Source organism: Deinococcus radiodurans R1 = ATCC 13939 = DSM 20539 (assembly GCF_000008565.1).
GTDB classification, from domain to species: Bacteria; Deinococcota; Deinococci; order Deinococcales; family Deinococcaceae; genus Deinococcus; species Deinococcus radiodurans.
Window position 1 is genome coordinate 2435638 of record NC_001263.1, and the last position, 23354, is coordinate 2458991.

Below are 23354 nucleotides of genomic sequence, written 5' to 3' on the forward strand. Positions count from 1 at the left end.
CGGGCGCCCCTGCGGGAGGCTCACAATCACCCTTTGGACACGGCGCCCGTGCCCATTGCCGCCGTAAAATAACGGCATTGTGACTGCGCCCGACTCCTCTTCTGCTCCCGCGCCGCTCGCGTTTGGCGGCAAGCCCCGCGTCTACCCCATGCGGCTGTACGGCGACCCGATTCTGCGCCGCAAGGCTCGGAACCTCACCGCTGCGGACACCCTGCACGTGCCGGGCTTCGAGCCCCAGACGGTACGTGAGGTGGCCGACACCATGCTCGAAACCATGTTCGAGGAACGTGGGGTAGGCCTCGCCGCGCCGCAAATCGGGCTGCCGGTCCGGATGTTCGTGGCGGTCGAGTACGCCGACGACGAGGAAGAAAACGAAGGCCAGGAAACGCCGCTGCGCTCCCGGGTGCTGCGCGAGTACGTGATGCTCAACCCGGTGGTCAAGGTCATCAACAAGAAAAAGGACAAGTCCTACCAGGAAGGCTGCCTGAGCATTCCCGGCATCTACGAAGACGGCGTGCCTCGCGCCCGGCAGGTCCGGGTGGACTACACCGACCTCGACGGTCAGCCGCGCAGCATCGAGGCCGAGGATTACCTCGCCCGCGTGTTTCAGCACGAGACCGACCACCTCGACGGCAAACTGTTTCTCGACCACCTGCCCGCCGACATCACCGAGGACCACCGCAAGGATTTGCTGCGAATTCAGCAGGCGTCCAAGAATTTCCTCGCCCAGCTCTCGGAGTGGGACAAGGCGCAGCGGCACCTGAAGGAGAACCTTTGAGCGCCGCGGCGGGGCCGAAAGTCGCCTTTTTCGCCTCGCCCGCCTTTGCGCTGCCGGTGCTGGAAGCCCTTCGTGCTGAGTTCGAGGTGGTGCTCGTCGTCGCGCAGCCCGACAAGCCGGTGGGCCGGGGCCTGAAGCTGACGCCGCCTCCGGTGGCCGCCCGCGCCGCTGAACTCGGGTTGCCGCTCGCGCAGCCGCACAAGCTGCGGGGCAATGCCGACTTCGCCGCGCAGCTCCGTGATTCGGGCGCCGACGTGGCCGTCACCTGCGCCTACGGCAAGATTTTGCCCGCTGGCGTGCTGGAGATTCCGCGCTTCGGCTTTCTCAACACCCACACCAGCCTGCTGCCGCGCTACCGGGGCGCCGCGCCGATTCAGTGGGCGCTGATTCGCGGCGAAACGGTCACCGGCACCACCATCATGCAGACCGACGAGGGCATGGACACCGGGCCGGTGCTGCTGCAAGAAGAATTGCCGATTCGCCCGGAGTGGACCAGCGTGGAACTGTCCGCCGCGCTGAGTGAGCAGGCCGCCGCGCTCATCGTGCGGGCGCTCCGGACGCTGGAGACGCTCACGCCGCAGCCCCAGGACGAAGCGCAGGCCACCCACGCGCCGCTGCTCGTCAAGGAAGACGGATTCGTGCGCTGGGCCGACCCCGCTCAGGCGGTGCTCGACCGTTTCCGGGGCGTGGCCGCATGGCCGCAGACCACCGCCTTTTTTGGCGGCAAGCGGCTCAAACTCGCTGGGCTGACGCTGGGGCAGGGCAAGGGCCAGCCCGGTAAGGTCTTGCAGGTGGGCGCGGGTGGGCTGACCGTCGCTTGCGGCGAAGGCGCCGTGTGCATCGCCACCGTGCAGCCCGAGGCCAAGAAGGCCCAACCGGCGCAGGTGTGGGCGCAGGGCCAGAACGTAGAACAGGGAGCGCGCTTCGACCTCTGGGAACCGCCGCAAGGCTGACCCCGTACCGGAGGACGTGCCTCCCTTTCAGTTTCCCCTGACGCTGGAATTCAAATTCAGCCTGTTCACCGAGCTGCAAGTCCACGACGCTGTGGGCCAGCAGCTCGCCTACGTGCGCGAAAAGACCTTCAGCGTGCGCGACGAGGTGAAGGTCTACACCGACGCCTCGCGCCAGCAGCAGACCCACAGCCATGAAGGCCGAGGGCTTTCTGGCCGGGGCGCTGGACTGGCGGGCCAAACGCCTCATTCGCCGCAGCGACGGCACCGTGCTCGGGGCGCTTCAGGCGCAAGGGATGCGGACGCTGTGGGCCGCCGGGTACGAACTGCTCGGCCCGGACGATAGCGTGCGTTTTACCATTCGCAACGACCAGCCCTGGATGAGCGTCGTGGAGGGAGCGATTGACGCCGTACCCCTCATCGGCGACTTCGTGGCGATGGGCTTCGACTATTTCGTCAACCCCACCTACACGGTGAGCGACCCGGGCGGGCAGCCCACCTACCGCGTCCACAAGAAGCGCAGTTTCTTCTCGCGCCGCTTCGTCATAGAAGAACTGCGCCCCGGCCCGGCGGAAAACGACGAACTGGTGCTGCTCGGCCTGATTCAACTGGTGCTGCGCGAGCGCGAACGGGGCTGATTGCCGGCCTGAGTGACCTCAACGCTGAGACAGCAGCACCGCCCCCACCAGCGCAAAGCCCACGCCCACCCACTGCGCCGCCCGCAGCCGCTCGCGCAGGACGGCCACCGCCATCAGGGTGGTAAAGGCCGGGTAGAGGCTGGAAAACAGCGCCCCGAGCGCCAGCCCGCCGCCCTGCACGGCAATCAGGTAAAAGAGGCTGCCGAGCATGTCGCCGGGAAACGCCGCCAGAATCAACGCAGGTGCGCGGGGCCGCAGTCCCACGGTGCTCGCCGCAATCATCAGGCTGAGCAGGGCGCTCGTGGCCCGCGCCGCAGCGAGCACCCACAGCACCCCCGGCGACTGCGCCTGCCCGAGCAGCAGGAAGAACATGCCAAAGCCCAGGCCCGCCAGCAGCCCGAGGCCCACGCCGCTGTTGCCCTCTTTGCCCGCGCCGCCGGGGCGAAAGCTGAGCAGCGCCGTGCCCAGCAGCACGCCCAGCGCCCCCAGGCTGCCGAGGCGGCCCAGCGACTCGCCGGCCAGCAGCCCCGCACCCACCGGCACCACTGCCGAGAGCGCCCCGGCCCCCACCGACACCGCGCCCATCGGCCCCAACGCCAGCGCCCGGTAAAAGGCGACCACCGCGCCCATGCCGAGGAGTCCTGCCCCCGCGCCCCACAGCAGGGCGGTCTGCCCCGGCATGGGCTGCCCCAGCCCAACGGCGAGCAGCACCAGGGCCACCGCACTCAGGGTGTGCGAGAGGGCCACCACCCGCAGCGGCGAATCGTGGCGGCTCGCCAGCCCAGCCAGAAAATCGCTCACCCCGTAGGTGAGCGCCGAGAACAGACCACTAAACACTGGATTCATTGCCCACACTCCAACATTGCCCCGCCAGTGTAGGCCTCTGCGGACCGGGCGCGGCTATCCTTTAGCCGGTTTCTCGCCTTTGACCGGTTTCTCGCTGAAGCTCGGCACCTTGTCGCCGTAAAGGGCGTAGGCGTCGCAGCGCTCGCGCAGGATGCACTTGCCGCATTTGGGCCGCGTCCAGGTGCAGACCTGCCGACCGTGAGACAGAAAATTGATGTGCAGCTCGTACAGATACGGCGGGTCGGGCGGCAGCAGGGCCAGCAGCGCCCGGTGCGCCGCCTGCTCGCCCATGCGTGGGATGACTCCGACGCGGGTGCTCACGCGGTGAACGTGAGTGTCGACCGGAAACACCGGGCGGGCGTAGTTGAACAGCAGCACCAGCGAAGCTGTCTTGACCCCCACACCCGGCAGGTCGGTCAGCCATTTCAGGGCGTCTTTGACGGGCAGGTCGCGCAGAAAATCGAGGTCATAGCCACCCGGCGCGGCCTTGATGCGGCGCAGCGTTTCTTGAATGCGCGGGGCCTTGCTCTCAGGGTAATTGCTGCGGCGAATGGCGTGGGCGACGGCGTCGGTGGGCGCCAGGGTAATCGCGTCCCAGTCGCCCAGCGTCCGCAATTCCTGGTAGGCGGCTTCCTCGTCGGCGTGGGTGGTGCGCTGCGAGAGGATGGTCGAAATCAGCTCGTGCATCGGGTCGCGCCGGGGGGTGGGGTCCTGGTCGCCGTACTCTTCGTGCAGCCGCTCCTTGACCCAGGCCAGCAGTGCCGCCCGCTCCTCAGCGGGGCGGGCGGCATTGAGCGGTGCCCCCTTTCCCGACACGTCGCCGAAGAGGGTCACGACGACTGCTGGGCGCCGTCTTCGGCTTCCTCGCGTCCACCTTCCGCCGGCTGGTCCTTGGCGGCGGGGTCAATGTTCGGGTCCTTGCCCCGGTCCTGCGCTGGAATGGCGTGGCTTTGCCCTTCGGCGGGGGACTGGTTGGCGGGGTCGTAGCCCTTCTTCTGGTCGTCGCTCATGGCCCCAGGGTGCGCTCCTCCGGCAGTCGGCAGACAAGGACTAGATAAACGCGGCTTAGGGGTTGCAGGCCAGAGAGAACGGCTCAGTCGCCGTCTTCACTCAGGCCCAGACCGTCTTCGGCGCTGTCCACGTCGTTCAACGACCCGGCGGGGCGGGCAAAGCGCAAGTAGTCGAGCCAGGGCGGCGTGTGCCCGAGCTGCCGGATCAGGAGCGCTGCCTGTGCGGTGTGGCGGACCTCGTGGGTCATCACATGCCACAGCAACTGGTCCAGGGTCACGGTCACGCTCGCCGGGTCGTCCTGCACGAGTTTGACCGGGCGTTCGAGATCCGGGTCACTGTCGAGAAACGCCTGGGTCGCCTGGGTCACGGCCTGGCTGTAGGACAGAATCCAGCCGAGGTCATATCGCTCGGCGTGCGGCTCCACCCAGTCGTACTGCCAGTCGCCCCGTTGCCGCACGCTCTGGCCCAGGGCGATGAGGTGAATCCAATGTTCCTCGACATCGGTGACGTGCAGCAGCAGGTCTTTGACGTTGTGAAAGCGTTCGCCGTTTTCGATGAGGTCGCGGTTGAGGTCGTCGTCCGGAAGCGCCCGCACAAATTGCCACAACTGCTCACGGGCGGCGGCAAGGTAGCGGTAGTACTCGCGGGCGTTCATGACTGTCCCGAGAATACCCCCAGAGACCCCCACAGGAATTTATGTTCTCCTCGGACACTATTAGGGAACGCCCCACCTGTCTACGCTGAGGCTGACTCGCCTATTAGCTCAACTGCGCAGCGATTCGGCCAGCAAGGGCACGAGTGCCGCCCGCACGTCGTCCAGAGTCTCCACCTGATGCAGCGCCGGGTGCAGGTCGGGCTGGTCGGGCAGGTACTTGGGCAGCACCTTGCGCAGCGGGCGCATGCTCGCCACGTGCAGCCGCGAAGGGTCACGGCGGTGCGGCGTGGTGTAGAAGTCGTGCTGCAACTCCGCGTGCCGCAGCGCGGTGCGGGCGCGTTCCTGGGCGGGGGGCAGCGTCTCCTCGCCGCTGGCGATGGCCCGGAACATCCAGGGGTTGCCGACGGCGCCGCGTCCGATCATCACGGCGGCCACTCCGCTCTGCTGCATCCGCTCGCGGGCCTGCACCGGGCTCAGCACGTCGCCGCTGCCGATCACCGGAATCCGCACGGCCTGCGCCACCCGCCCAATCGCGTCCCAGTCGGCGTTGCCGGTGTAACGCTGGGCACTGGTGCGGCCATGCACCGTCACGACGGCGGCGCCCGCCGCTTCGAGTCCCTGCGCGATTTCCACGCTGCGGTTCTCGTCCCAGCCGAGGCGAATTTTGGCGCTCACGTCGAGCCCGGTGGCCTGCCGCATCGCCCGCACGAGTTCGTAGGCGACTTCGGGGGTCTGCAAGAGGCACGCCCCGCCCTTGCCGCGCACCTTGGGCACCGGGCAGCCGAGGTTGAGGTCGATAGCGGCGGGCGCAAACCACGCTTCGGCCTTGCCCACCGCGTCGGCAAGCACGTCGGGGTCGGCGCCGAAGAGCTGCACCGCCCGGCCCTGCTCGCCGGGGTAGGGGCGGCCCAGACTGAGCGACTCCTGCTCGCTGCCCAGCACCAGCCCACGGGCGCTGATCATTTCGCTCACCGTCCACAGCGCCCCCTGCTCGGCGGCGAGCTGGCGCATCGGCGCGTCGCTGTAGCCGGCCATCGGGGCCAGCACCGCACCGGGGCGGCTTAGACGCTCAGCGTAGAACCCGCCGGTAGCCGGAGCAGCGGAGGACGAAGCGGCGTAGGCAGTCATAACGGTTAAGAATAGCGCCTGAGCGCTGCGGGCCGGATGAAGGGAGCCTGAAACGGCGCGGCTGACAAGCCGGTCGCAGGGGCGAGGGCGGTGCGCTATCTTCGGATTGTTCAGCGCAGAATTTGTTATTTGCGAACTCTCCCGCGCTGTTCCCCTGGGGCTGGAGCCCGGTTTCTTGCCCAGGGAGCCTGTTTGACCCATCTCGATCGTTTTCGGAGGACCCAGCTTGAAGCGCCGTCTGAGTTTTACCCCCGCTTTGCCGCATCACGCTCCGATCCTGCACCAGCTGTACCAGGACACGCCCGGTTATTTCGACCTGCTCGGGGGCGAGGTGCCCACCCTCGGTGAGGTGCAGCACGACCTGCTCACCGCCGCCGAGGACCCGCACCGGCAACTCGAACTGCTGCACGACGACCAGGGCGAACTGCTCGGCAGCGTGGACTACAAGACCGAGTACCCCAGTCCCGGCGACCTCACCATCAACCTGCTGCTGATCAAGGAGGGGCGCCAGAGCCAGGGCTGGGGCGCCGAGGTGGTGCGGCAGCTCGAAGCCCGGCACGCCCTGCGCAGCCGCCGGGTGCTCGCCAGCGTGCTCGGCGACAACGTACGCGGCGTGCAGTTCTGGGAACGCCTGGGCTACCACTTCGAGCTCGACGCCCGCCCGGTGATGACGTGGTACGCCAAGGAGCTGCCCGGCTCGCCCGCACCTCGCCAAACGCTCCTCACAGGGCGCTGCTGACGGGACGCTGCTGACGCCGACAGCGTAGGCCACCATCGCCTACACTCCGGGCATGATCGTCAAGTACGGCGGCAATGCCATGAAAAGCCTCGACCTGCGCCGCGCCGTGGCCCGTGAACTCGGGACGCTGCGCGGCGCAATGCCGCTCGTGGTCGTGCACGGCGGCGGGCCGGTCATCGAACGCGAACTCGCGGCGCGGGGCGTAGCGAGCGAATTTATCGGCGGCCTGCGCGTGACCACGCCCGAGGCGATGGACGTGGTGGAAATGGCGCTGTGCCAGCTTAATAAGCAGCTTTCGCAGGACATTGGGCAGGCGGTGGGGCTGATGGGCCGCGACGACGAGTTGCTGCGTGCTGAAGTGCTCGACCCCCAGCTCGGGCGGGTGGGCCGCGTGACCGGCGTGAATGCCGGGCTGCTGCGGACGCTGCTCGGCGCGGGGCTCACCCCGGTGGTGGGCTGCGTGGCGGTGGGCGAGGACGGTGAGGCGCTCAATGTCAACGCTGACACGGTGGCCGGCGCAGTGGCCGGGGCGCTGGGCGAGGGGGCCGTCTTCCTGACCGACGTGGACGGCGTGTACCGCGCCTACCCCGACCCGGACAGCCGCGCCGCGCAGCTCACCCGCGCCGAGGTGGAAGACGGCCTTGCGGCGGGCTGGATTGCCGGGGGCATGATTCCCAAAGTGCGGGCGGCGCTCGACGCACTGGGGCGGGGCGCCCCCTTCGCCATCATCGCCAGCGGGATGACGGCGGGCGTACTCGCGCAGGCGGCGCGGGGGGAGGCCGGAACGCGCATCGTGCCCTGAGACAAGTCTTACTGCACCCGGCTGAAAATGAGCGTGTCGCGCAGTTGGGTGGGGTCAGCGACCGAGACCTCGGCATTTTTCAGTAGCGCGTCTTGCGTATAGCCCAGGGCGCGGGGAATGCGGGCGCTGCGCTCGTTGCTGGCGTCACAGTGAATTTCCAGGCGGCGAAAGCCCAGCGTGTTCAGGCCGTAGTCAGTGAGAAATTCGGTCACCTCCTGCGCGTAACCCTGCCCGGTGTGCGGCGTGGCAATCCAGTAACCGATTTCGGCCTTCGGTACCCGCCAGTCGAGCGCGTGGTAGCCGCTGCTGCCGATGAGTTCGCGGCCATCGGCGCTCCAGACCATCAGGCGCAGGTTTTCGCCCGTGCGGTACGCCTCCTGCGCCCGGGTCAGGTTCTCGGTGGCCTGCTCCAACGTCTGCACCTCCTGCGCCCACGCCATCCAGCGCCGCAACTCGGCGTGCGACTCGGCAATGGCGCGGACCTGCGCGGTGGCGTCCTCCGGGCGGGGCGCGCGCAGCAGCAGGCGCGGGGTGCGGAATTCGGTGGGCAGGTCGGCGGGCGCGGTCATGCGGCCATTGTGGCGCGACGCGGCCAGGAAGCGAAATAAGCCGACTGGCTCATAAAAAAGGAGAGAGAACCAGCGTTTGGTCCCCTCCCCCTACGGAATAGTGCTCAGCCGCGCACGACTTCCAGAATCTTCTCGCCGTACTTGCCGAGGCGCGCCGGACCCATCCCGCGCACGGCGGCGAGGTCTTCGAGGGTGTAGGGCACCCGGCGGGCGATTTCGGCGAGCGCCGCGTTGCTTGCCACGATGAAGCGGCTGATTTCCTGCCGCTTGGCCTCGGCGTTGCGCCACTCGCGCAGCCGGGCGTAAATGGCGGCCTGCTCGTCGGTGAGGTCGGCGGCGGGTCCATCCTGCGCAGCGTCGGCGGTGGGCGCCGGGGGCGCACTCGGCAGGTCGGGCGCCAGCGGCTCGGCAGGGGTCTGCGCGGCGCTCGCCCCGCCTTCTTCGGCGGTGGGGGCTTCTTCGGCAGCGGAGGCGTCCTGCGGCTCGGCGGCTTCAGGTTCGGGTGCCTCGACCTGGGGCTCAAAGGTCTGGGCTTCAGAGGAGACAGGCGCGGCGTGCTCGGCCACGAACAGTTCGGCGGGCGTCACCTGGGCGGCGGCGTCCCCCGCGTCGGCCTCGGAGAGGGTGTCGGCGAGCGGCGGCGTCAGCGGCAGAGGCGGCGCGTCGGGGCCACTGCTGACGGTGTGGGTCAGCGGCACGTTTTGCGGGGCGTGGTCGCTGAACACGATTTCGGGTTCCCAGGGCAGGTCCTCAGACGGCGCCGGGGCTTGCTGCGGAGCCTCAAAGGTAAAGCGTTCGAGTTCGGCGGGGCGAGCCGGGGCATCGTCACGGCGCTCACCCGTCCGCGTGGGACGGTCCGGCCCCGGCGACGGGCGGAAGCGGTCGCGGCGGCCCTCGCGGCGCCGATCATCACGGAAACGGTCTTCACGCGGGCGGTCTTCGCGGGAGCGCTCAGGGCGGGAAACCCGCTGTTCGGAGCGGCGCTCGGGACGGTCTTCACGGTCGGCGGGGGCGCGGCCTTCGGCGTTGTCACGCGGGCGGTCCTCGTTGCGCTGCCTCTCATCACGTTGGCCCTGCTCACGCTGACTCGCTTCGCCCTGACCCGAAGCACGCTGGTCCTGACGCCGCGCTTCCGGTTGGTCGCGCAGCAGCCCCAGCACCTGCTCGGGGTCTTCGAGGCCGGGCGTGAGCAGCAGGCCGTCAGGCACGTGCCGCGCCGCCGCGAGGACGCCGCCGAGCTGGGCGGGGGTGTCCGCCGCCGAGTCGGGCGCCAGCAGCAGCGCGGTGGGACCGGCCTGCCGCACCGAGGCGCCGAGGCGGTCGGTGAGCTGCGTCGCCGTGCGGGCAAAGCGGGCGAGGCGCAGGGGCAGGGTCGCCACGTCGCGCAGGGCGAGCGCCACCGCGAGGTCGCTGGGGGGCGGCGCAGCGGGCGTGGGCGCCGTGCCAGAGCCGAAGAGGGCGGCGAGGGGCGCGTCGGCGTGTCCGGTCAGCGTCACGGCGTTGCGGTAGACCACGTAGTCCGCACCCTGCCGGGGCCAACCGCCGCCCGGCGCGAGGGTGGCGTCCACGATGACGCGCACGCCAGCGCGGCGGGCACGCTCCACGGCGGCGCGGTCAGGCTCCAGCAGCCACACGGCCCGCGCTCCGGCAAGGTCGCCGTGCAAGTCGGCTACGGCCAGTCCCGCCTCGGCGAGTGCGGCGCGGCCCACGTCCAGTCGCCCGTCGACCCGCAGCGTGCCGGGCCCGAGCAGCGCGGCGAGTTGCCGGGCCAGCGCCGCTTCGCCCGCGAGCAGCAGGCCCCAGTCGGTGTCTTCCAGGGCGGCCAGGGCCGCCGCCAGGCGCCCGTGCGGGTCGCCGCGCTCCGCGTGAAGCTGAACCAGGCGGGCGTCGGGCCGCAGAGATGGCAGGTCGGTCATGGCGCCTATTGTGCCGCAGCTGGGCCTGCGTGGGCGCTAACGAAAGCTAAGCTGACGAAAGCTAAGGAGTTGGTGGGGGCCGGGCAGGAACCTTTGGCCGACCGCCGCCGTAACGTGAGGCATGAAAAAGCTAGTGCTGTCCGCCCTGCTGCTTTCGTCCCCATTCGCTGCTGCGGGAGGCGCCGGGCAACCCCCCGCCAAGACGCTGCAATTGACGGCCCCGGTGGGCACTGCCGTCTCCTACCAGACCACCACCAAAGTCCGCGTGCAACTCGGTGACGTGACCGTGACCGCCCGCCCCGGCGCCGAGATGAACCAGGAAACGCTCGACCAGACGCGCGATGAGATCCGGCAGGGGTTCAGCCAGAGCATGCAGAACATGACCCAGACCTCTACGGGCCAGGCGACCTACCGGGTCACGGGCCGCGACGCGGCGGGCAACGTCACACTGGTCTCCACCACGACCCAGAGCGTGCCGCAGCGGGCCCCCTGACCATGACCGTGACCACGCGCATCACGCCGCAAGGTCAGGTGAAGATCACAGCGGTTAAGGCCGACAGCTCCGACCCGCAGGTGCGCGCTGTCCTGAGCAAATTCACCCCTGAGCAGTTCAATGCGCTGACTGGCAACAGCGAGTCTGCCGGCTGGCTCTACGGCATCCCGCTGACGCCGGGCCACAGCTCGACCAAGGTCCAGACTGCGGACTTCCAGAAGTACATGGGCGGACTCCTGAGCAGCCTGCCCGGCGCCGAGCAGCTCAACCTGAAAAGTTCGCCGCTGAAGCTGCAAGACACCACCACCTACAACGGCCTGAACCCTCAGGGCCTGTACGCCCTGACCACCACCACATCCCAGGTGGGCTCCTGGCAAGTGTCGCTCGGTCAGCCCGGGTCTGATGGCGCGTTCGAGATGGAAGTGAACAACGTGACCGGCAAGACCTCGCAGCTCTACCGCCGCGACGGCCTGCCCGCGAGCCAGGTCACCAGCATGACCATGCCCATCCGCCTGACCCTGACGGTGGACGACCAAGTGGTCAGCTTCGTCATGAACATGCAGCAGGAAATAACGCTCAAGCAGAAGTAACGCGAAGGGCAGAGGGTGAAGAGTGAAGGGTCACCGCCCTCTGCTCTTTACCCTCTCCCCTTTTCTCTTTATTTCCCGAAGCGCCTGTCCCGGCCCTGAAAGTCGCGCAGCGCCCGCAGGAAGTCCACCCGGCGAAAGCCCGGCCAGTACACGTCGCAGAAGTAGTACTCGGAGTAGACGCTTTGCCACAGCATGAAGCCCGAGAGCCGGATTTCGCCGCTGGTGCGGATGATGAAGTCGGGGTCGGGCTGGTCGGCGGCGTAGAGGTGCGCGCCGATGGCGTCGGGGGTCAGGTTCTCGGCGGCCTGTTCCAGTGTGGCCCCCTGCGCGGCCTGCGTCCGCAGGTAACTTTGCACGGCGTCCACAATTTCCTCGCGCCCGCCGTAGCCCACGGCGATGTTCAGGCGCATCCCCTCGTACCCGGCGGTGCTTTCTTCCAGATTGTTCAGCGCGGCGAGCACCTGCGGGGGAAAGTTGTCGTGCTGCCCGATGGCGCGCACCCGCACCCGATTGGCGTGTATGCGCGGGTCCACCGCCAGTTGCCGGGCTTCGCGCTCCAGCAGGCTCAGGATGTGGGCGAGTTCTGCGGGCTCGCGGCTGCCGTTGTCGGTGCTCAGCACCCAGATGGTCGCCGAGGGAATGCCGAGTTCCAGGCACCACTGCAAGACCTCGTGCGCCTTGTCGGCCCCGAACGAGTGGCCCATTTCGCGCTGCAAACCGGCGGCGCGGGCAAAGCGGCGGTTGCCGTCCAGAATCAGCCCCAGGTGCCGGGGCAATTTGCCGTTCGCCTTGACCTCGCGGGCCAGTTTCTGCTCGTAGCCCCACAGGAGTGCCCCCCGGGTCGCCGTGCGGACGTGCTGGGCGGTGCGGAGGGCGGAGTTCAGGGACGCCATAACGTCAGGGAGTGTAGCGCGGGGCCAGCAAAAGAGCGTCGGACAAAAGGTGGAGAAAGGGGGCGCTCCCTTCACGCTCCCCCCTGTCCTGACCCGTTCACGGCTTGACTCGTCCCCTGGGGCCGCCCTCAGGCTGGGGGCACCTCCGGAGGATGACCGCCCATGACTGACCCTGATCCCCCTCACACGGCCCACCTCACCATCAGCGCTTTTGCCAGCGCCTCACGCCTGAGCGTCAAAGCCCTGCGGCTGTACGACGAACTTGAGCTGCTGCCGCCTGCACGAGTGGATGAAGGCAACGGCTACCGCCTGTACTCTCCCGCGCAACTGCCCGACGCTCGCCTAATTGCCCGCCTGCGTGGACTGGGGCTGCCTCTCGCCGACATTCGCCGGGTGCTGGACGCCCTGCCCGCCCACCGACCAGAGCTTTTGCGCTCGCTCTGGGCGCAGCAACGGGCCGAACATACCCGCCGCGCAGAGCTCGCCCGCCTCATCCTCTGCCAGCTTCAAGGAGAAACCACGATGCCGAACCACGTCGTTCAGACCCGTTCCGTCCCCGCCCAGCCGGTCGCCACCCTCACCCGCCGCGTCGGCGTGGCTGAACTTCCCGCTGCCATCGGCGCTGGCCTCAGCGAGCTTCAGCAGCAGCTTGCCGCGCAGGGAGCACGCCCCACCGCCGCCCCCTTCGTCATCTACCACGGCGAGGTGAATGCCGACAGCGATGGCCCGATTGAGCTCTGCCAGCCCTACGCCGGAGCCTTGCAGCCTGTGAGCGGCCTTATCCTGCGTGAGGAACCGGCGCACCACGAAGCGTTTGTCACGCTCACCAAAGCCGAATTTGCGTTCCCCACCATTCTGAGCGCCTACGACGCTGCCGAAAGCTTTGCCAGGGCGCACGGTCAGAGCGGCCCGCTGCACTGCCGGGAGGTCTACCCGCACGACTGGGACCGCCTGAACGAAGACGACGCGGCGGGCGAGGTGGCCTGGCCCTACACGCCGCGCTGACCCAAACCAAGCAGGCCAGCCGGACTCCTCCGTGCTGGCCGTGCTTTTTGTATCCATCGTCAGCGGTATTTCAGCGCTTCCATCAGCTCGTCCACCATCTCGGCGGCGTCGCCCCGCTCGGCGGCGGTCGCCACATGCGCTTCCAGATGCCCGCGCAGCACCACGTCCGACGCGCCGGAGAGAGCGCCCTGCACGGCGCGAATCTGGCGCAGCACGTCCACGCAGTACACGTCCTTGTCGTCCAGCATCTTGACGATGCTTTCCAGGTGCCCGCGCGCGATGCTCAGGCGGTGGCGGGCGCGTTTGCGGGCGTCTGTGGGCATGCAGAGGTGGTCGGGGGTGGTGGAGCAGTGGTCGTGGTCGGTCATTTCAGCCTCCCGAATTCGTTCATGCGCGCCGTTTCGTTCGCCAGCACGGCTGCGGCTTCTCGCCTGAGCGCTGCCGTCTGACTGCGGCGCTGGCCCAGGCGGGCGAGGGCACGGAGGCGGGCGGACTGTTGGGGGTACTCCGTGAGGAAAAAGGCGTCGAAGCGCGCCAGGAAATCCTGCTCGGTGCCGTTGAGAATGGACACGATGACATCGGTGCTGGACACAGCGTTCGGCGGTTGTAATCGGTCCTTGAGCCGGCGCAGGCGTTCGCTGCTGGCCCGGCGCGCTCGCTGGTCGGCGGCGGCCCAGCGTTTCAGGCGCGGGCTGTGTCCATAGCGGCCCTCGAATTCGTCCAGACCGGCGAGCACGTCTTGCTGCGTGCGCATCTGGTCAAGCCAGGCGAGGTCAAACGCGGTGCCGCGCAGGCTGAGCAAGGCGCGCAACTCAGGCGGGAGAGGCTCGGCGCTGCCGCCAGCCGACCCGGTGCCGGTCAATGTCGTGGCCGCCAGCACAGGGGCGAGGGTCAGCCGCCGCCAGCCTTTCAGGGCGCTCACTTCACCGTCTTGAGCAGCTGACGGTACGTGTTCATCTCCGCCGTCTGCGACCTGATGATGCTCAGCGCCAGTTTCTTGACCTCGCTGCTTCCGCTGCGGCCAGCGGCGAGTTTGCTCATGTCCACCGCGCCCTGGTGGTGGGGCAGCATTTCGGTCAGGAACCAGCGGTCGGTGTTGACGGTGCCGGTCAGGACCATCGGCAGGGTCTGGGGCACGTACACCTTGCCGGTCCACTTGCGCAGCCAGCCGGTCATCAGCGCGATTTCTTGTTGCTGCGCGGCGACAACTTTTTTCGCGGCGGCCCTGACCTGGGCGTTTTTGCCGCTGCTCAGCTCTTGCCCCGCCATGTCGAGCGCCATCTGGTGGTGGTCCATCATGAGTTGCGCGAACTTGATGTCGAAGGCGCGGCCCCTGAGCGGCCCCAGCGCAGACACCATCTGCTTGCTCATGGCAGGCATGGACACGCCGGTGCTGACGCTGCCCACGCTGTGCCCGGCGTGCCCCGTCTGCGCCTGCGCCACCGCGCCGAGCAATACCAGGGCGGCCAGCGCTCGTTTCACTGCCCGGCCACCTCGGCGCCGTAGCCCTCTTCCTTCACGGCGGCAATCAGCGCCTGCGCGTCGGCGTCGCCCTGCACGGTGGCCTTGCCGCCTTCCAGCGACACCTGTACGCCCTCCACCCCCGGCACGGCCTTCAGGGCGCCTTCCACAGCCTTCACGCAGTGCCCGCAGCTCATACCCGTCACGTTCAGTTCGGTTTGCATGGAAAAAGGGTAGACCCAGCGGGGGGGGATGTCAAGGGAGCAGAGAGCGAAGGTCGGGAATTAGGCGACGGAAAACGGGCACTCTCTGTCTTTTTCTCTCGGACCTCTGCAACCATCCCCCCGGAGAGGGTATACTCCCTTCCATGAAGACCCTCGACCTCGACATCTCAGGAATGACCTGTGCGGCCTGCGTGGGGCGGGTGGAGCGCGGGCTCAGGAAGGTGGAGGGCGTGCAGGAAGCCCACGTCAACCTGGCGACCGAGCGGGCCAGCGTGACCTACGACCCAGCTTTAACGAACGCCGCCGCGCTGGTGCAAAAGGTCGTGGACACCGGCTACGACGCGCCTACCGCCGAACTGTCGTTTCCGGTGGCGGGCATGACCTGCGCGGCTTGCGTGGGCCGGGTGGAGCGGGCGCTGAACAAGACGGACGGCGTGCTGGACGCCTCGGTGAATCTGGCGACCGAGCGGGCCAGCGTGCGCTACCTGCCTGCCAGCGTCAGCCCCGCCGAACTGAAAAGCGCTGTGGTGAACGCGGGCTACGACGTGCCGGAGGAACAGACGCAGGCCGCCTCTCGCCTAGAACTGGAACGGGCGCGCAAGGCCGAGGAACTTGCCGGGCTGCGGCGCTCGCTGACCTTCTCGGCGGTGTTCAGCGTGCCGCTGCTGCTCCTCAGCATGGTCCCGATGCTCTACCCGCTGCTGCACCACTGGCTGCTGGGCACGCTGGGCGAGCGCGCCATGAACGTGCTGATGTTGCTGCTGGCCGCGCCGGTGCAGTTCGGCCCCGGCCTGCGCTTTTACCGCACGGGGTGGGCCGCCCTGCGTCACCGCAGCCCCGACATGAACACGCTGGTGATGCTGGGCACGTCCGCCGCCTTTTTCTACAGCCTCGCGGTGACGCTGTGGCCGCAGCTCTTCCCGGCAGGCAGCCGCCACGTCTACTTTGAAGCGTCGGCGGTGGTCATCACACTGATTTTGCTGGGCAAATACTTCGAGGCGCTCGCCAAAGGCCGCAGCAGTGAAGCCATGCGGACGCTGTTGCAACTGCAACCACAAAGCGCGCGGGTGCAGCGCGGCACGGAGGTCGTGGAGGTGCCGGTGGACGGCGTGCGGGTAGGCGACACCGTGCTGGTGCGCTCCGGCGAGCGGCTGCCGGTGGACGGCGAGGTGCTGAGCGGCGAGAGTTACGTGGACGAGTCCATGCTGACCGGCGAAAGCGTGCCCGTCCACAAGGCGGCGGGCGCGAAAGTCACCGGCGGCACGGTCAACGGCACCGGCTCGCTGACCTTCCGGGCGACGGGGGTGGGCGCCGACACCGCCCTGGCGCGGATTATCCGGCTGGTGGAGGACGCGCAGGCGAGCCGTCCGCCGATTCAGGGCCTTGCCGACCGGGTGGTGGCGCAGTTCGTGCCGCTGGTGCTGGCAATTGCGCTCGTCACTTTCCTGGCGTGGCTGTACGTGGGCGGGCCGTCGGCGCTGTCGAACGCGCTGATTCACACCGTCGCCGTCCTCATCATCGCCTGCCCGTGCGCGATGGGCCTCGCCACGCCGGTCTCTATCATGGTGGGCTCGGGCCGCGCCGCGCAGCTCGGCGTGCTGTTTCGCAGCGGGGCCGCGCTGGAAGGCCTGGGCGAAGCGCAGACGGTGGCGCTCGACAAGACCGGGACCGTGACGCGGGGCGTGATGGAAGTGACGGACGTGGTCGTGGATGGGAGATGGGTGATGGGTGATGGGGAACTGCTGAGACTCGCCGCCATTGCCGAGGGACCGTCCGAGCATCCGCTGGCCCGGGCGATTGAGCGGGCCGCCACTCTTTCACCCTCGCCCCTTGCGGGAGAGGGCCTGGCGCAGCCAGGGGTGAGGGGGCGTGTGACCAACGAACCCGCCCCATCCCCCACGCTCCCTCAACCCTCCTCGTTCCAGGCTCTTCCCGGCTACGGCCTGCGCGCCGAGGTGGACGGTCGGCGGGTAGAAATCGGCGCCGCCCGCTTCATGGCGCAGCTCGGCCTGCCGCTGGGCGAACTGGGGGCAAAGGCCGACGAACTCGCCGCCCGCGCCCGTACGCCGGTCTTCGCGGCGGTGGACGGTCAACTCGCCGGATTGCTGGGCGTGGCCGACCCCATCCGTGAAGGCAGCGCCGAGGCCATTCGCACCCTCACGGCGCAGGGGCTGGACGTGGCAATGGTGACGGGCGACGCACGGGCGACCGCCGAAGCGGTGGCGCGTGAAGCCGGTGTCAACCGCGTGCTGGCCGAGGTATTGCCCGAAGGCAAGGCGCAGGCGGTGGCCGAACTCCAGCAGTGCGGTCAGCGGGTGGCCTTCGTGGGCGACGGCATCAACGACGCGCCCGCCCTCGCCGGGGCCGACGTGGGCGTGGCCATCGGCACTGGGACCGACGTGGCCGTGGAAACTGCCGACGTGATCCTGTTGGGCGGCGACCTGCGCAGCGTGCCGAACGCGGTGGCGCTCAGCCGCGCCGTGATTCGCAACATCAAGCTCAACCTGTTCTGGGCCTTCGCCTACAACGTGCTGCTGATTCCGGTGGCGGCGGGAGTCCTTGCACCCTGGGGCCTGGGCCTCTCGCCGGTGCTGGCCGCCGCCGCAATGGGCTTGAGCAGCGTCTTTGTGATGAGCAACGCCCTGCGGCTACGTGGGTTTACGCCGCCCCTGTCTGTCAAAGGCTAACCAAAAAAGCTCCCCTGTGACGGGGAGTTTCTTTTGCCCGCAGTTCAGCCCTCGTCCTGAAAAATGTCCTCAATTCTGAGCCCGAACAGCCGCGCCAGTTTGAAGGCCAGCGGCAACGAGGGGTCGTATTTTCCCGTCTCCAGCGCGTTGATGGTCTGGCGCGACACGTCCAGTTTGTCGGCAAGGTCGGCCTGGGTCAGGTTGTGTTCGGCCCGCAAGACCTTGATGCGGTTTTTCATTCCTGTGACTCGCGGCGTTGCATCACATTTTGGGCAATACCCATGACCGCAAAACTCAGCAGAAAAAGCACCATGAGCAGCAGCGGTGAAACAGCTTCAGCGGGACTGATGGACGCCGCCATTCCAGTCACAAACACACTCACCATCAGAAAGATGAAAGCCACCGCTATCGCCTGCAGCATCAACGAGCGTTCATATTCATCCATCAGACCGTACATTTTGACATTGCGAACCGTATTAATGACACTACTGAGCAAGACGAACAGAACGAAATAGGGGTTGACCTCGCCCCTTGGTCCCAGAAACAGCGAAGCAAAAAGCGCTGCCGTGTTGATAAAGCCCAGCCAAGTGAGGGGGCGCAATTTAGCTTCAAACTGGCGCATACGCTGACTGTTCATGCGTGGCGACCCGCAGCCCACAGCTGCACGCAGAAGGCCAGCACAATCAGCACGAACAACGCTTGAGTGAACGCGCCCGCCTGAGGGTGGTTGGCAGCTATGCCCATCAGCAGAACGGCTATGGCATTGGTGGGAAGAAGGGCCAGGCTCAGTTTTTTGTCGGTCGTCATGTCTATTCCCCTTGTCTTGAAGTCATGTTTGCTTGACATCAAGAGTAAGGGAGGCATTGCTTTATGTCAAGCATTCTTGTCATCAGGTCAAGGGAAGGTGACATGCAGAACTTCAGCTGGGGCACCAGCGCAGCCACCACGGGGCGGCGATGCTCACGGGCCTGATTTTGGAAGAAGCGGTCTTCCACCCTGGCTGGTAGGTCACCCGGTCGGTGTGCCACTCGGCCCAGCCGTGCCATTCAGGGCCGGGCCAGTATTCCGTTTTCGTTTTCAGGACGGGAAAGTGGCGGCAGCGCAGTTCCAGAGCTCCCCCGGCAAGACTGACATTGCTGAATGCCCCTTCCCAGCGCTGCATCCCCCGCAGTTCCGTTCCTGCCCAGCGCGTCCCTGCCGGCCCCGGCCAGGGCAAATGAGCGAGCGTATCGGTGTGGCGCGGCCAGAAAAAGGCGGTCAGCAGCAGAAAAATCGCGCCGAGCCACAGGTGGTCTTTAGGCCGCATCATTCCAGCGTAGCCGCCAAAAGCTGAAGAGGCGTCCTCCAAAAGAAAACCCCCACATCTGGGGGAGCCTCTCTCAATTTCAATGTCTATGCGGGCGTCAGCGCCGCCAGCATCGCAAAGGTGATGACCGCCGCCGCGACCAGCGCCACCGCCACGAACCACGCGGGCGCCCGGCCTCCGTTTTCCGCGTTGGCCGCGCTCCAGCCCAGGCGCAGGTTGACGAGGGCGAACATCAGCAAAAAGGCGTCGAGGGCGTCCACCTGGCGGCCCCCGCCGAGGTCGAGCGGATAGGCCACCAGTCGCGTCAGGCCCGCCAGAGCAAGCGCGATCAGCAGGTGCAGCGCGGAAGTGGGCACCGCTCAGCCCAGTTCGTGGTATTGCCCACGAAAATAGAGCAGCGGGTCGTCGTCGGTGTAGCGGCTGTACTCGACAAAGCCCATATAGAGCGTGTGGTCGCCCGCCGCGATGACCTGCTCCTTGCGGCACACGAGCTGCGCGATGGTGCCGCCGAGCAAGGGCACCGACTCGTGCATGAACCAAGGCACGCTTTCCTCGGGACCGGGCCGCCCGGCGAAGTGGTCGCTGAGATGCCGCTGATTGGCCCCCAGGACGTTGACGCCGAAGTGCGTGACTTCGGGCTCCGCCAGCAGCCCGTGCATGTGCGCCCGCCGGTCCACGCTGACCAGCACGAGCGGCGGCGTCAGGCTGACCGACACGAAGGCGCTGGCGGTCATGCCCCGGCGCTGCTCGCCGTCCTGCGCGGTGATGATGGTCACGCCGCTGGCGAAGCGGCCCAGGGTCTGCCGGAATTCGAGGGGCGTGATGCCGCTGTGGGCGTCCGCGTCGGGGCTGTGGGTCATGCCGGGCAGTTTACCGCCCGGGCCGCGCCGCTTTCCGGGCCGCGCCAATGGCCGGGTCAAGCTGTAGCCCGATCAACCTGTGGCTGAGTCAACCTGTAACCGGGTCCAGCCCGTAAATCTCCAGAAACCGCCGGATGCGCGCTTCCAGCGTGGGCAGTGGCGCCACCTCGCCGCACACCCAGTCGGGCGCGTAGCTGCGGCAGACCGCCGGGCGCTCCAGATAGATGCCGCACAGACACGCTCCCTGCGTGTTTTCCGCTCCCAGAAAGCGGCACGGCACCCCCAACGGCTTGCCCAGCGCGTGAATATCGGGCGCCGAGCAACACGCCCCGCACGCCGTACAGTCGCGGCGCAGCGCAGAGCGGGCGGGAAAGTCTGGAGGCGGCTCAAAGAGGTCAGACATAAGAAAGAAGCAGAGGGCGGAGGAAGCCACCCGGCCCCTCCACCCTACCTGCCCCGCGCTCAGCGCAGCGCGAGAATCGCCGCAATCAGGGCGTCGTTTTCAGCGGGCGTGCCTACCGCGATGCGCAGGCAGCCGTCCAGTCCACGCAGTTTGTCCTGGCGGCGGCAGACGATGCCGTGCTCCAGCAGGTGCCGGTAGGCGGCGTCGGCGTCGGGCGTCTTCAGCAGAAAAAAGTTCGTATTGCTCGGGAAGATGGTGCAGGTGGGGTGGCCCTGCACCGCCGCGTAAATCCGCCCACGCTCGGCAATCGCCTCGGCCACCCGCTCGCGCATGTACTCGGGGTGTTCGAGCGCGGTTTCGATGACGGCCTGCGTCAAAAAGTTAATGGTGAAGGCCGACACCAGCTTTTGCAGGTGCCCGGCGAGTTCGGGGTTGGTCAGCAGGTACCCGGCCCGCACGCCTGCCAGCCCCCAGGCCTTGGAAAAGGTCCGCAGGGAGAGGACGTGCTTGCCCGCCCGCACCAGCTCGCGGTAATCGGTGCCCGCGTACTGGGAGTACGCCTCGTCGATCACCGTCACCCAGCCGAGGCGGTCGGCAACTTCTACCACCCGACGCACGTCCTCCGGGCGGTCGCTGTGGCCGGTCGGCGCGTGGGGCTGCGTTACGTAGAACACGCCCGGCGCGTGGGCGGCGAGGGCCTGCAAGGTCGCCTCCACCGGCAGCGAGAAGTCGGGGTTCAGCGGCGTCAGCACCAGTTCGGCGCCCAGCATCGCGGCTTCGAGGGTATAGACGCTGAATGTGGGGTCGGTGGTCAGCACCGTCTGCCCGATGCCACCGAGTTCGGTCAGAATCTTGATGAGGACGTTGCTGCCCGGCGTAATCACCACGCCTGCCGCGTCCCAGCCCTCGTAGCCGGCAATGGCGGCGCGCAGCGTGTCGGCGTGCAGGTCGGGATAGCGGTTCCAGGGGTGGGCGAGCATCCGCTCGGCGGCCTTTTGCTTGAGCTCGGGCGGAAAATCGTAGGGATTCTCGTTCTGGTCGAGCTTGTACGGCACGTCGATGGGCGTAAACGGATAGGCCGGAATGTCGCGCACGGCCTGACGCACGCCGGAGGGGCCGGGTGCGGGGGGAGGCGTCTGGGTCATGCAGGAGTTGTATCACCCGGCAGCCGGACGCGCCGCTTCCCCCTCCCCTTCTCAGACGGATTTCGTCCACTTCCCCCACATCCGGGACAGCGCCGGATGCGGGTCCATTTCCCGAAACCCGTTTTTGCTGCTTCTCACTCCGTTCGGATTGAATCCCAAAACCGGGGGATTTGGTCGCAGTTCGTCTCACTCCCCTCGACCGGCCCCCCTCTACCCGTAGGGCGCAGCCGCTAAACTGCGCGGCGGACACCTTTCATTGTTCATCCACGTGCGAGGTGTTCACCCCTGGAACACTCCGGGCGCGGCGCGCGCCTCCCCAGGCCCGCCGAGTGCCCTGAAGCTGTCCGAAAGGAGCCAAGACAGAACATGCCCACGTTGTATGTGATTCTGAGCCTCCTGCTCGGACTGATCGGTGGGGTTCTCGTGCAGCGGGCGATCGGAAGTCGGCAACAGGCCGTCACCGATGACCGCCTTCAGCGCGAGGCCCAAGCAGAAGCGCAGCAGATCCGTGCCGAGGCCCAGCGCCACGCACGGGAGCTGCACGAAGCCGCCGAGCAGGACCGGCAAGACGCCATCAGCAAGACGCAAGACGCGGCCCGGCGCGTGCAAGACGCCGCCGAGCGTGACACCCTGGCCGCCGCCCACGAAGCCCGGCTCGACGAGCAGCGTGAGCAGGTCCGCGCCCTGCGCGCGCAACTCGAGGCCGAGCGCGAGCAGGCCAAGGCCGACGCCGCGCAGCAGCGCGAGGCCCTGAGCACCGACCGCCAGGAAACCCGGCGCGAACGCGAGGACCTGGGCCGCGAAATCGAGAGGCTCGGGCGCCGCACCGAGCAGCTCGACGCCCGCAGCGACAAACTCGACGCCCTCGAGGAGCGGCTCGAAGGCGGCTGGCGCGAGGTGCAGCGCCAGGAGCAGGAGGTCGCCGAGCGGCTGCGGCAGGCCGACCTCAAACTCTACGAGGTGGCCGGCCTGACCCCCGAAGTGGCCCGCGAGCAGATTCTGGGCCGCCTGAACGCCGAACTCGAGGAAGAAAAGGCCATCCGCGTCAAGGCGATGACCGAGAAGGCGGGGGCCGAGGCCCGGCGCAGCGCCCGCTCGATCATCGCCCAGGCGATTCAGCGCAGCGCCTCGGAAACGAGCGCCCAGCTCTCGGTCAGCGTGGTCCCGATTCCCAGCGACGCCATGAAAGGCCGCCTCATCGGGCGCGAGGGCCGCAACATCCGCGCCTTCGAGTCGCTGACCGGGGTGGACCTGATTATCGACGACACCCCCGAAGCCGTGATTCTCAGCAGCTTCAACCCGTTGCGCCGCGAGGTCGCCCGGCACGTCCTTGACGCGCTGGTAGCCGACGGACGGATTCACCCCACCCGCATCGAGGAAATGGTGCACAAAGCGCAGGACGACATGAAGACCTTCATCCACCAGCAGGGCGAGGAAGCGGCCATCGAAGCGGGCGTGGTGGGCCTCAAGCCGGGGCTGGTGCAACTGCTCGGGCGGATGTATTTCCGCACCAGCTACAGCCAGAACGTGCTCAAGCACTCGGTGCAGGTCGCGCACCTCACCGGCATCATGGCCGACGAACTCGGTCTCGACGCCGCGCTCGCCCGCCGCGCCGGGCTGATGCACGACGTGGGCAAGAGCATCGACCGCGAAATCGAAGGCACCCACGTCGAAATCGGCATCAACCTCGCCCGGCGCTTCGGTGAGCCCGCCGAGGTCATCGACGCCATCGCGCACCACCATGACCCCGAAAACGGCGAAACGCTGTACTCGGTGCTGGTGGCCGCCGCCGACGCCATCAGCGCGGCCCGGCCCGGCGCGCGGCGCGAGGCGCTCGAGTCCTACGTGCGCCGCCTCGAGCAGCTCGAGCAGATCGCGGTCGCCTTTCCCGGCGTGCAGCAGGCCTACGCCATTCAGGCCGGGCGCGAGGTGCGCGTCATCGTGCAGCCCGAGAAAGTCACCGACGCCCAGGCCACGCTGCTCGCCCGTGACATCGCGGGCCGGGTCGAGCAGGACATGGAATACCCCGGTCAGGTGCAGGTGACGGTGGTGCGCGAGAGCCGGGCGGTGGGGGTCGCCCGCTAAAGCAGGCCCCTCTCCACACGCTGTCCCCCTCCCCACCCGGAGGGGGCTTTTCGTGGGCCGTCGGGGGGGGGTTGCCCCCACCCGTTGCCCCTGCCGGCCCTTTTCCCTTGCCCCGCTCGGCGCTACCATGTTGAACGCTGCGTGAGCGCGGCCCCTGCAAGGAGGTGAGG

30 protein-coding genes are annotated in these 23354 nt (G+C 67.9%); 10 read left to right on the plus strand and 20 right to left on the minus strand.

Features of this window, described 5'->3' with window-relative positions:
- The first annotated feature begins 79 nt into the window (after nucleotides 1–79).
- The 3 genes from def (at nucleotide 80) to DR_RS12525 (ending at nucleotide 2366) form a co-directional block, all read left to right on the plus strand.
- Complete coding sequence (def, locus tag DR_RS12515) at nucleotides 80–778, plus strand: peptide deformylase (protein ID WP_010889059.1); 699 nt, start codon at nucleotides 80–82, stop codon at nucleotides 776–778.
- Complete coding sequence (fmt, locus tag DR_RS12520) at nucleotides 775–1731, plus strand: methionyl-tRNA formyltransferase (RefSeq protein ID WP_010889060.1); 957 nt, start codon at nucleotides 775–777, stop codon at nucleotides 1729–1731. The genes def and fmt overlap by 4 nt, the downstream gene beginning before the upstream one ends.
- A gap of 191 nt (nucleotides 1732–1922) precedes the next feature.
- Nucleotides 1923–2366 carry a hypothetical protein gene (locus tag DR_RS12525; RefSeq protein WP_010889061.1) on the plus strand — a complete coding sequence of 148 codons (444 nt, stop codon included), beginning with the start codon at nucleotides 1923–1925 and terminating at the stop codon, nucleotides 2364–2366.
- Nucleotides 2367–2384: 18 nt separating this feature from the next.
- Here DR_RS12525 and DR_RS12530 read toward each other — a convergent pair whose 3' ends face one another.
- The 5 genes from DR_RS12530 to DR_RS12550 form a co-directional block, all read right to left on the minus strand.
- On the minus strand, nucleotides 2385–3212 hold the full coding sequence (locus DR_RS12530; RefSeq protein ID WP_034351059.1) for a DMT family transporter: 828 nt from the start codon (nucleotides 3210–3212) through the stop codon (nucleotides 2385–2387).
- Nucleotides 3213–3266: 54 nt separating this feature from the next.
- Nucleotides 3267–4046: an endonuclease III domain-containing protein gene (locus DR_RS12535; protein ID WP_010889063.1), complete on the minus strand. Its 780-nt coding sequence runs from the start codon at nucleotides 4044–4046 to the stop codon at nucleotides 3267–3269.
- Nucleotides 4043–4222, minus strand: coding sequence for a hypothetical protein (locus tag DR_RS12540; RefSeq protein WP_027480326.1), 180 nt, complete (start codon nucleotides 4220–4222; stop codon nucleotides 4043–4045). Before DR_RS12540 ends, DR_RS12535 begins: the two co-directional genes overlap by 4 nt.
- An 83-nt stretch (nucleotides 4223–4305) precedes the next feature.
- A complete protein-coding gene (locus DR_RS12545; RefSeq protein ID WP_034351055.1) occupies nucleotides 4306–4878 on the minus strand; it encodes a DinB family protein in 573 nt (190 codons plus the stop codon).
- Between the two features lie 108 nt (nucleotides 4879–4986).
- On the minus strand, nucleotides 4987–6006 hold the full coding sequence (locus DR_RS12550) for a tRNA dihydrouridine synthase (RefSeq protein ID WP_227085963.1): 1020 nt from the start codon (nucleotides 6004–6006) through the stop codon (nucleotides 4987–4989).
- Nucleotides 6007–6232: 226 nt separating this feature from the next.
- On the opposite strand from DR_RS12550, the gene DR_RS12555 reads away from it, so the two are divergent.
- Nucleotides 6233–6745 (plus strand): GNAT family N-acetyltransferase, encoded by a 513-nt coding sequence (locus DR_RS12555; protein WP_010889066.1) that lies wholly within the window; start codon nucleotides 6233–6235, stop codon nucleotides 6743–6745.
- 52 nt (nucleotides 6746–6797) lie between these two features.
- Complete coding sequence (gene argB / locus DR_RS12560) at nucleotides 6798–7547, plus strand: acetylglutamate kinase (RefSeq protein WP_010889067.1); 750 nt, start codon at nucleotides 6798–6800, stop codon at nucleotides 7545–7547.
- 8 nt (nucleotides 7548–7555) lie between these two features.
- Here the strand turns inward: argB and DR_RS12565 are convergent, their stop codons facing one another.
- Together DR_RS12565 and DR_RS12570 are read right to left on the minus strand one after the other, a co-directional pair.
- On the minus strand, nucleotides 7556–8116 hold the full coding sequence (locus DR_RS12565) for a GNAT family N-acetyltransferase (RefSeq protein ID WP_010889068.1): 561 nt from the start codon (nucleotides 8114–8116) through the stop codon (nucleotides 7556–7558).
- 104 nt (nucleotides 8117–8220) lie between these two features.
- Nucleotides 8221–10032, minus strand: a complete 1812-nt coding sequence (locus DR_RS12570; RefSeq protein ID WP_010889069.1) for an HRDC domain-containing protein — start codon at nucleotides 10030–10032, stop codon at nucleotides 8221–8223.
- A 121-nt stretch (nucleotides 10033–10153) separates the two neighbouring features.
- Here DR_RS12570 and DR_RS12575 point away from each other — a divergent pair, with 121 nt between their 5' ends.
- Together DR_RS12575 and DR_RS12580 are read left to right on the plus strand one after the other, a co-directional pair.
- Entirely contained in the window at nucleotides 10154–10525 is a 372-nt protein-coding gene (locus DR_RS12575; RefSeq protein ID WP_010889070.1) for a hypothetical protein, read from the plus strand.
- A gap of 2 nt (nucleotides 10526–10527) precedes the next feature.
- Nucleotides 10528–11115: a hypothetical protein gene (locus DR_RS12580; RefSeq protein WP_010889071.1), complete on the plus strand. Its 588-nt coding sequence runs from the start codon at nucleotides 10528–10530 to the stop codon at nucleotides 11113–11115.
- Between the two features lie 68 nt (nucleotides 11116–11183).
- On the opposite strand, the gene DR_RS12585 is transcribed toward DR_RS12580, so the two are convergent.
- Nucleotides 11184–12008, minus strand: a complete 825-nt coding sequence (locus DR_RS12585; RefSeq protein ID WP_027480324.1) for an isoprenyl transferase — start codon at nucleotides 12006–12008, stop codon at nucleotides 11184–11186.
- 162 nt (nucleotides 12009–12170) lie between these two features.
- Here DR_RS12585 and DR_RS12590 point away from each other — a divergent pair, with 162 nt between their 5' ends.
- The gene (locus DR_RS12590; protein WP_010889073.1) at nucleotides 12171–13013 is read left to right on the plus strand and encodes a MerR family transcriptional regulator; all 843 of its coding nucleotides are present in this window, start codon (nucleotides 12171–12173) and stop codon (nucleotides 13011–13013) included.
- A 59-nt stretch (nucleotides 13014–13072) separates the two neighbouring features.
- Here the strand turns inward: DR_RS12590 and DR_RS12595 are convergent, their stop codons facing one another.
- From DR_RS12595 to DR_RS12610, 4 genes are read right to left on the minus strand one after another with little or no spacing between them, the layout of a single operon-like run.
- Complete coding sequence (locus DR_RS12595; RefSeq protein WP_010889074.1) at nucleotides 13073–13381, minus strand: metal-sensitive transcriptional regulator; 309 nt, start codon at nucleotides 13379–13381, stop codon at nucleotides 13073–13075.
- Entirely contained in the window at nucleotides 13378–13935 is a 558-nt protein-coding gene (locus DR_RS12600; RefSeq protein ID WP_010889075.1) for a hypothetical protein, read from the minus strand. Before DR_RS12600 ends, DR_RS12595 begins: the two co-directional genes overlap by 4 nt.
- Nucleotides 13932–14495: a DUF305 domain-containing protein gene (locus DR_RS12605; protein ID WP_010889076.1), complete on the minus strand. Its 564-nt coding sequence runs from the start codon at nucleotides 14493–14495 to the stop codon at nucleotides 13932–13934. Before DR_RS12605 ends, DR_RS12600 begins: the two co-directional genes overlap by 4 nt.
- Nucleotides 14492–14698, minus strand: coding sequence for a CopZ family metallochaperone (locus tag DR_RS12610; protein ID WP_010889077.1), 207 nt, complete (start codon nucleotides 14696–14698; stop codon nucleotides 14492–14494). Before DR_RS12610 ends, DR_RS12605 begins: the two co-directional genes overlap by 4 nt.
- A gap of 143 nt (nucleotides 14699–14841) precedes the next feature.
- Here DR_RS12610 and DR_RS12615 point away from each other — a divergent pair, with 143 nt between their 5' ends.
- A complete protein-coding gene (locus DR_RS12615) occupies nucleotides 14842–17385 on the plus strand; it encodes a heavy metal translocating P-type ATPase (protein WP_010889078.1) in 2544 nt (847 codons plus the stop codon).
- A gap of 44 nt (nucleotides 17386–17429) precedes the next feature.
- On the opposite strand, the gene DR_RS12620 is transcribed toward DR_RS12615, so the two are convergent.
- The 8 genes from DR_RS12620 to DR_RS12655 form a co-directional block, all read right to left on the minus strand.
- A complete protein-coding gene (locus DR_RS12620) occupies nucleotides 17430–17624 on the minus strand; it encodes a helix-turn-helix transcriptional regulator (protein WP_010889079.1) in 195 nt (64 codons plus the stop codon).
- Nucleotides 17621–18007, minus strand: a complete 387-nt coding sequence (locus DR_RS12625; protein ID WP_027480323.1) for a hypothetical protein — start codon at nucleotides 18005–18007, stop codon at nucleotides 17621–17623. The genes DR_RS12620 and DR_RS12625 overlap by 4 nt, the downstream gene beginning before the upstream one ends.
- Before the next feature lie 11 nt (nucleotides 18008–18018).
- Nucleotides 18019–18192 carry a hypothetical protein gene (locus DR_RS12630; RefSeq protein ID WP_162177785.1) on the minus strand — a complete coding sequence of 58 codons (174 nt, stop codon included), beginning with the start codon at nucleotides 18190–18192 and terminating at the stop codon, nucleotides 18019–18021.
- Between the two features lie 112 nt (nucleotides 18193–18304).
- Nucleotides 18305–18694 carry a hypothetical protein gene (locus DR_RS12635; protein WP_234944654.1) on the minus strand — a complete coding sequence of 130 codons (390 nt, stop codon included), beginning with the start codon at nucleotides 18692–18694 and terminating at the stop codon, nucleotides 18305–18307.
- Nucleotides 18695–18777: 83 nt separating this feature from the next.
- The gene (locus tag DR_RS12640) at nucleotides 18778–19047 is read right to left on the minus strand and encodes a hypothetical protein (RefSeq protein WP_010889083.1); all 270 of its coding nucleotides are present in this window, start codon (nucleotides 19045–19047) and stop codon (nucleotides 18778–18780) included.
- Nucleotides 19048–19050: 3 nt separating this feature from the next.
- Nucleotides 19051–19551: a flavin reductase family protein gene (locus DR_RS12645; RefSeq protein ID WP_027480322.1), complete on the minus strand. Its 501-nt coding sequence runs from the start codon at nucleotides 19549–19551 to the stop codon at nucleotides 19051–19053.
- Between the two features lie 88 nt (nucleotides 19552–19639).
- Nucleotides 19640–19954, minus strand: coding sequence for a YkgJ family cysteine cluster protein (locus DR_RS12650; protein WP_034351049.1), 315 nt, complete (start codon nucleotides 19952–19954; stop codon nucleotides 19640–19642).
- 59 nt (nucleotides 19955–20013) lie between these two features.
- Nucleotides 20014–21099 (minus strand): pyridoxal phosphate-dependent aminotransferase, encoded by a 1086-nt coding sequence (locus tag DR_RS12655; RefSeq protein WP_010889086.1) that lies wholly within the window; start codon nucleotides 21097–21099, stop codon nucleotides 20014–20016.
- Between the two features lie 366 nt (nucleotides 21100–21465).
- Here DR_RS12655 and rny point away from each other — a divergent pair, with 366 nt between their 5' ends.
- The gene (gene rny, locus DR_RS12660) at nucleotides 21466–23184 is read left to right on the plus strand and encodes a ribonuclease Y (protein ID WP_010889087.1); all 1719 of its coding nucleotides are present in this window, start codon (nucleotides 21466–21468) and stop codon (nucleotides 23182–23184) included.
- Nucleotides 23185–23354 lie beyond the last annotated feature (170 nt).

Excerpts from the sequence above, each read along its gene's own strand:
- DR_RS12525 (WP_010889061.1), top strand. The coding sequence starts at position 1,923 with ATGAAGGCCGAGGGCTTTCTGGCCGGGGCGCTGGACTGGCGGGCCAAA.
- DR_RS12530 (WP_034351059.1), bottom strand. The coding sequence starts at position 3,212 with ATGAATCCAGTGTTTAGTGGTCTGTTCTCGGCGCTCACCTACGGGGTG.
- DR_RS12540 (WP_027480326.1), bottom strand. The coding sequence starts at position 4,222 with ATGAGCGACGACCAGAAGAAGGGCTACGACCCCGCCAACCAGTCCCCC.
- DR_RS12545 (WP_034351055.1), bottom strand. The coding sequence starts at position 4,878 with ATGAACGCCCGCGAGTACTACCGCTACCTTGCCGCCGCCCGTGAGCAG.
- DR_RS12550 (WP_227085963.1), bottom strand. The coding sequence starts at position 6,006 with ATGACTGCCTACGCCGCTTCGTCCTCCGCTGCTCCGGCTACCGGCGGG.
- argB (WP_010889067.1), top strand. The coding sequence starts at position 6,798 with ATGATCGTCAAGTACGGCGGCAATGCCATGAAAAGCCTCGACCTGCGC.
- DR_RS12565 (WP_010889068.1), bottom strand. The coding sequence starts at position 8,116 with ATGACCGCGCCCGCCGACCTGCCCACCGAATTCCGCACCCCGCGCCTG.
- DR_RS12570 (WP_010889069.1), bottom strand. The coding sequence starts at position 10,032 with ATGACCGACCTGCCATCTCTGCGGCCCGACGCCCGCCTGGTTCAGCTT.
- DR_RS12575 (WP_010889070.1), top strand. The coding sequence starts at position 10,154 with ATGAAAAAGCTAGTGCTGTCCGCCCTGCTGCTTTCGTCCCCATTCGCT.
- DR_RS12580 (WP_010889071.1), top strand. The coding sequence starts at position 10,528 with ATGACCGTGACCACGCGCATCACGCCGCAAGGTCAGGTGAAGATCACA.
- DR_RS12585 (WP_027480324.1), bottom strand. The coding sequence starts at position 12,008 with ATGGCGTCCCTGAACTCCGCCCTCCGCACCGCCCAGCACGTCCGCACG.
- DR_RS12590 (WP_010889073.1), top strand. The coding sequence starts at position 12,171 with ATGACTGACCCTGATCCCCCTCACACGGCCCACCTCACCATCAGCGCT.
- DR_RS12595 (WP_010889074.1), bottom strand. The coding sequence starts at position 13,381 with ATGACCGACCACGACCACTGCTCCACCACCCCCGACCACCTCTGCATG.
- DR_RS12610 (WP_010889077.1), bottom strand. The coding sequence starts at position 14,698 with ATGCAAACCGAACTGAACGTGACGGGTATGAGCTGCGGGCACTGCGTG.
- DR_RS12615 (WP_010889078.1), top strand. The coding sequence starts at position 14,842 with ATGAAGACCCTCGACCTCGACATCTCAGGAATGACCTGTGCGGCCTGC.
- DR_RS12620 (WP_010889079.1), bottom strand. The coding sequence starts at position 17,624 with ATGAAAAACCGCATCAAGGTCTTGCGGGCCGAACACAACCTGACCCAG.
- DR_RS12625 (WP_027480323.1), bottom strand. The coding sequence starts at position 18,007 with ATGCGCCAGTTTGAAGCTAAATTGCGCCCCCTCACTTGGCTGGGCTTT.
- DR_RS12630 (WP_162177785.1), bottom strand. The coding sequence starts at position 18,192 with ATGACGACCGACAAAAAACTGAGCCTGGCCCTTCTTCCCACCAATGCC.
- DR_RS12635 (WP_234944654.1), bottom strand. The coding sequence starts at position 18,694 with ATGATGCGGCCTAAAGACCACCTGTGGCTCGGCGCGATTTTTCTGCTG.
- DR_RS12645 (WP_027480322.1), bottom strand. The coding sequence starts at position 19,551 with ATGACCCACAGCCCCGACGCGGACGCCCACAGCGGCATCACGCCCCTC.
- DR_RS12650 (WP_034351049.1), bottom strand. The coding sequence starts at position 19,954 with ATGTCTGACCTCTTTGAGCCGCCTCCAGACTTTCCCGCCCGCTCTGCG.
- DR_RS12655 (WP_010889086.1), bottom strand. The coding sequence starts at position 21,099 with ATGACCCAGACGCCTCCCCCCGCACCCGGCCCCTCCGGCGTGCGTCAG.
- rny (WP_010889087.1), top strand. The coding sequence starts at position 21,466 with ATGCCCACGTTGTATGTGATTCTGAGCCTCCTGCTCGGACTGATCGGT.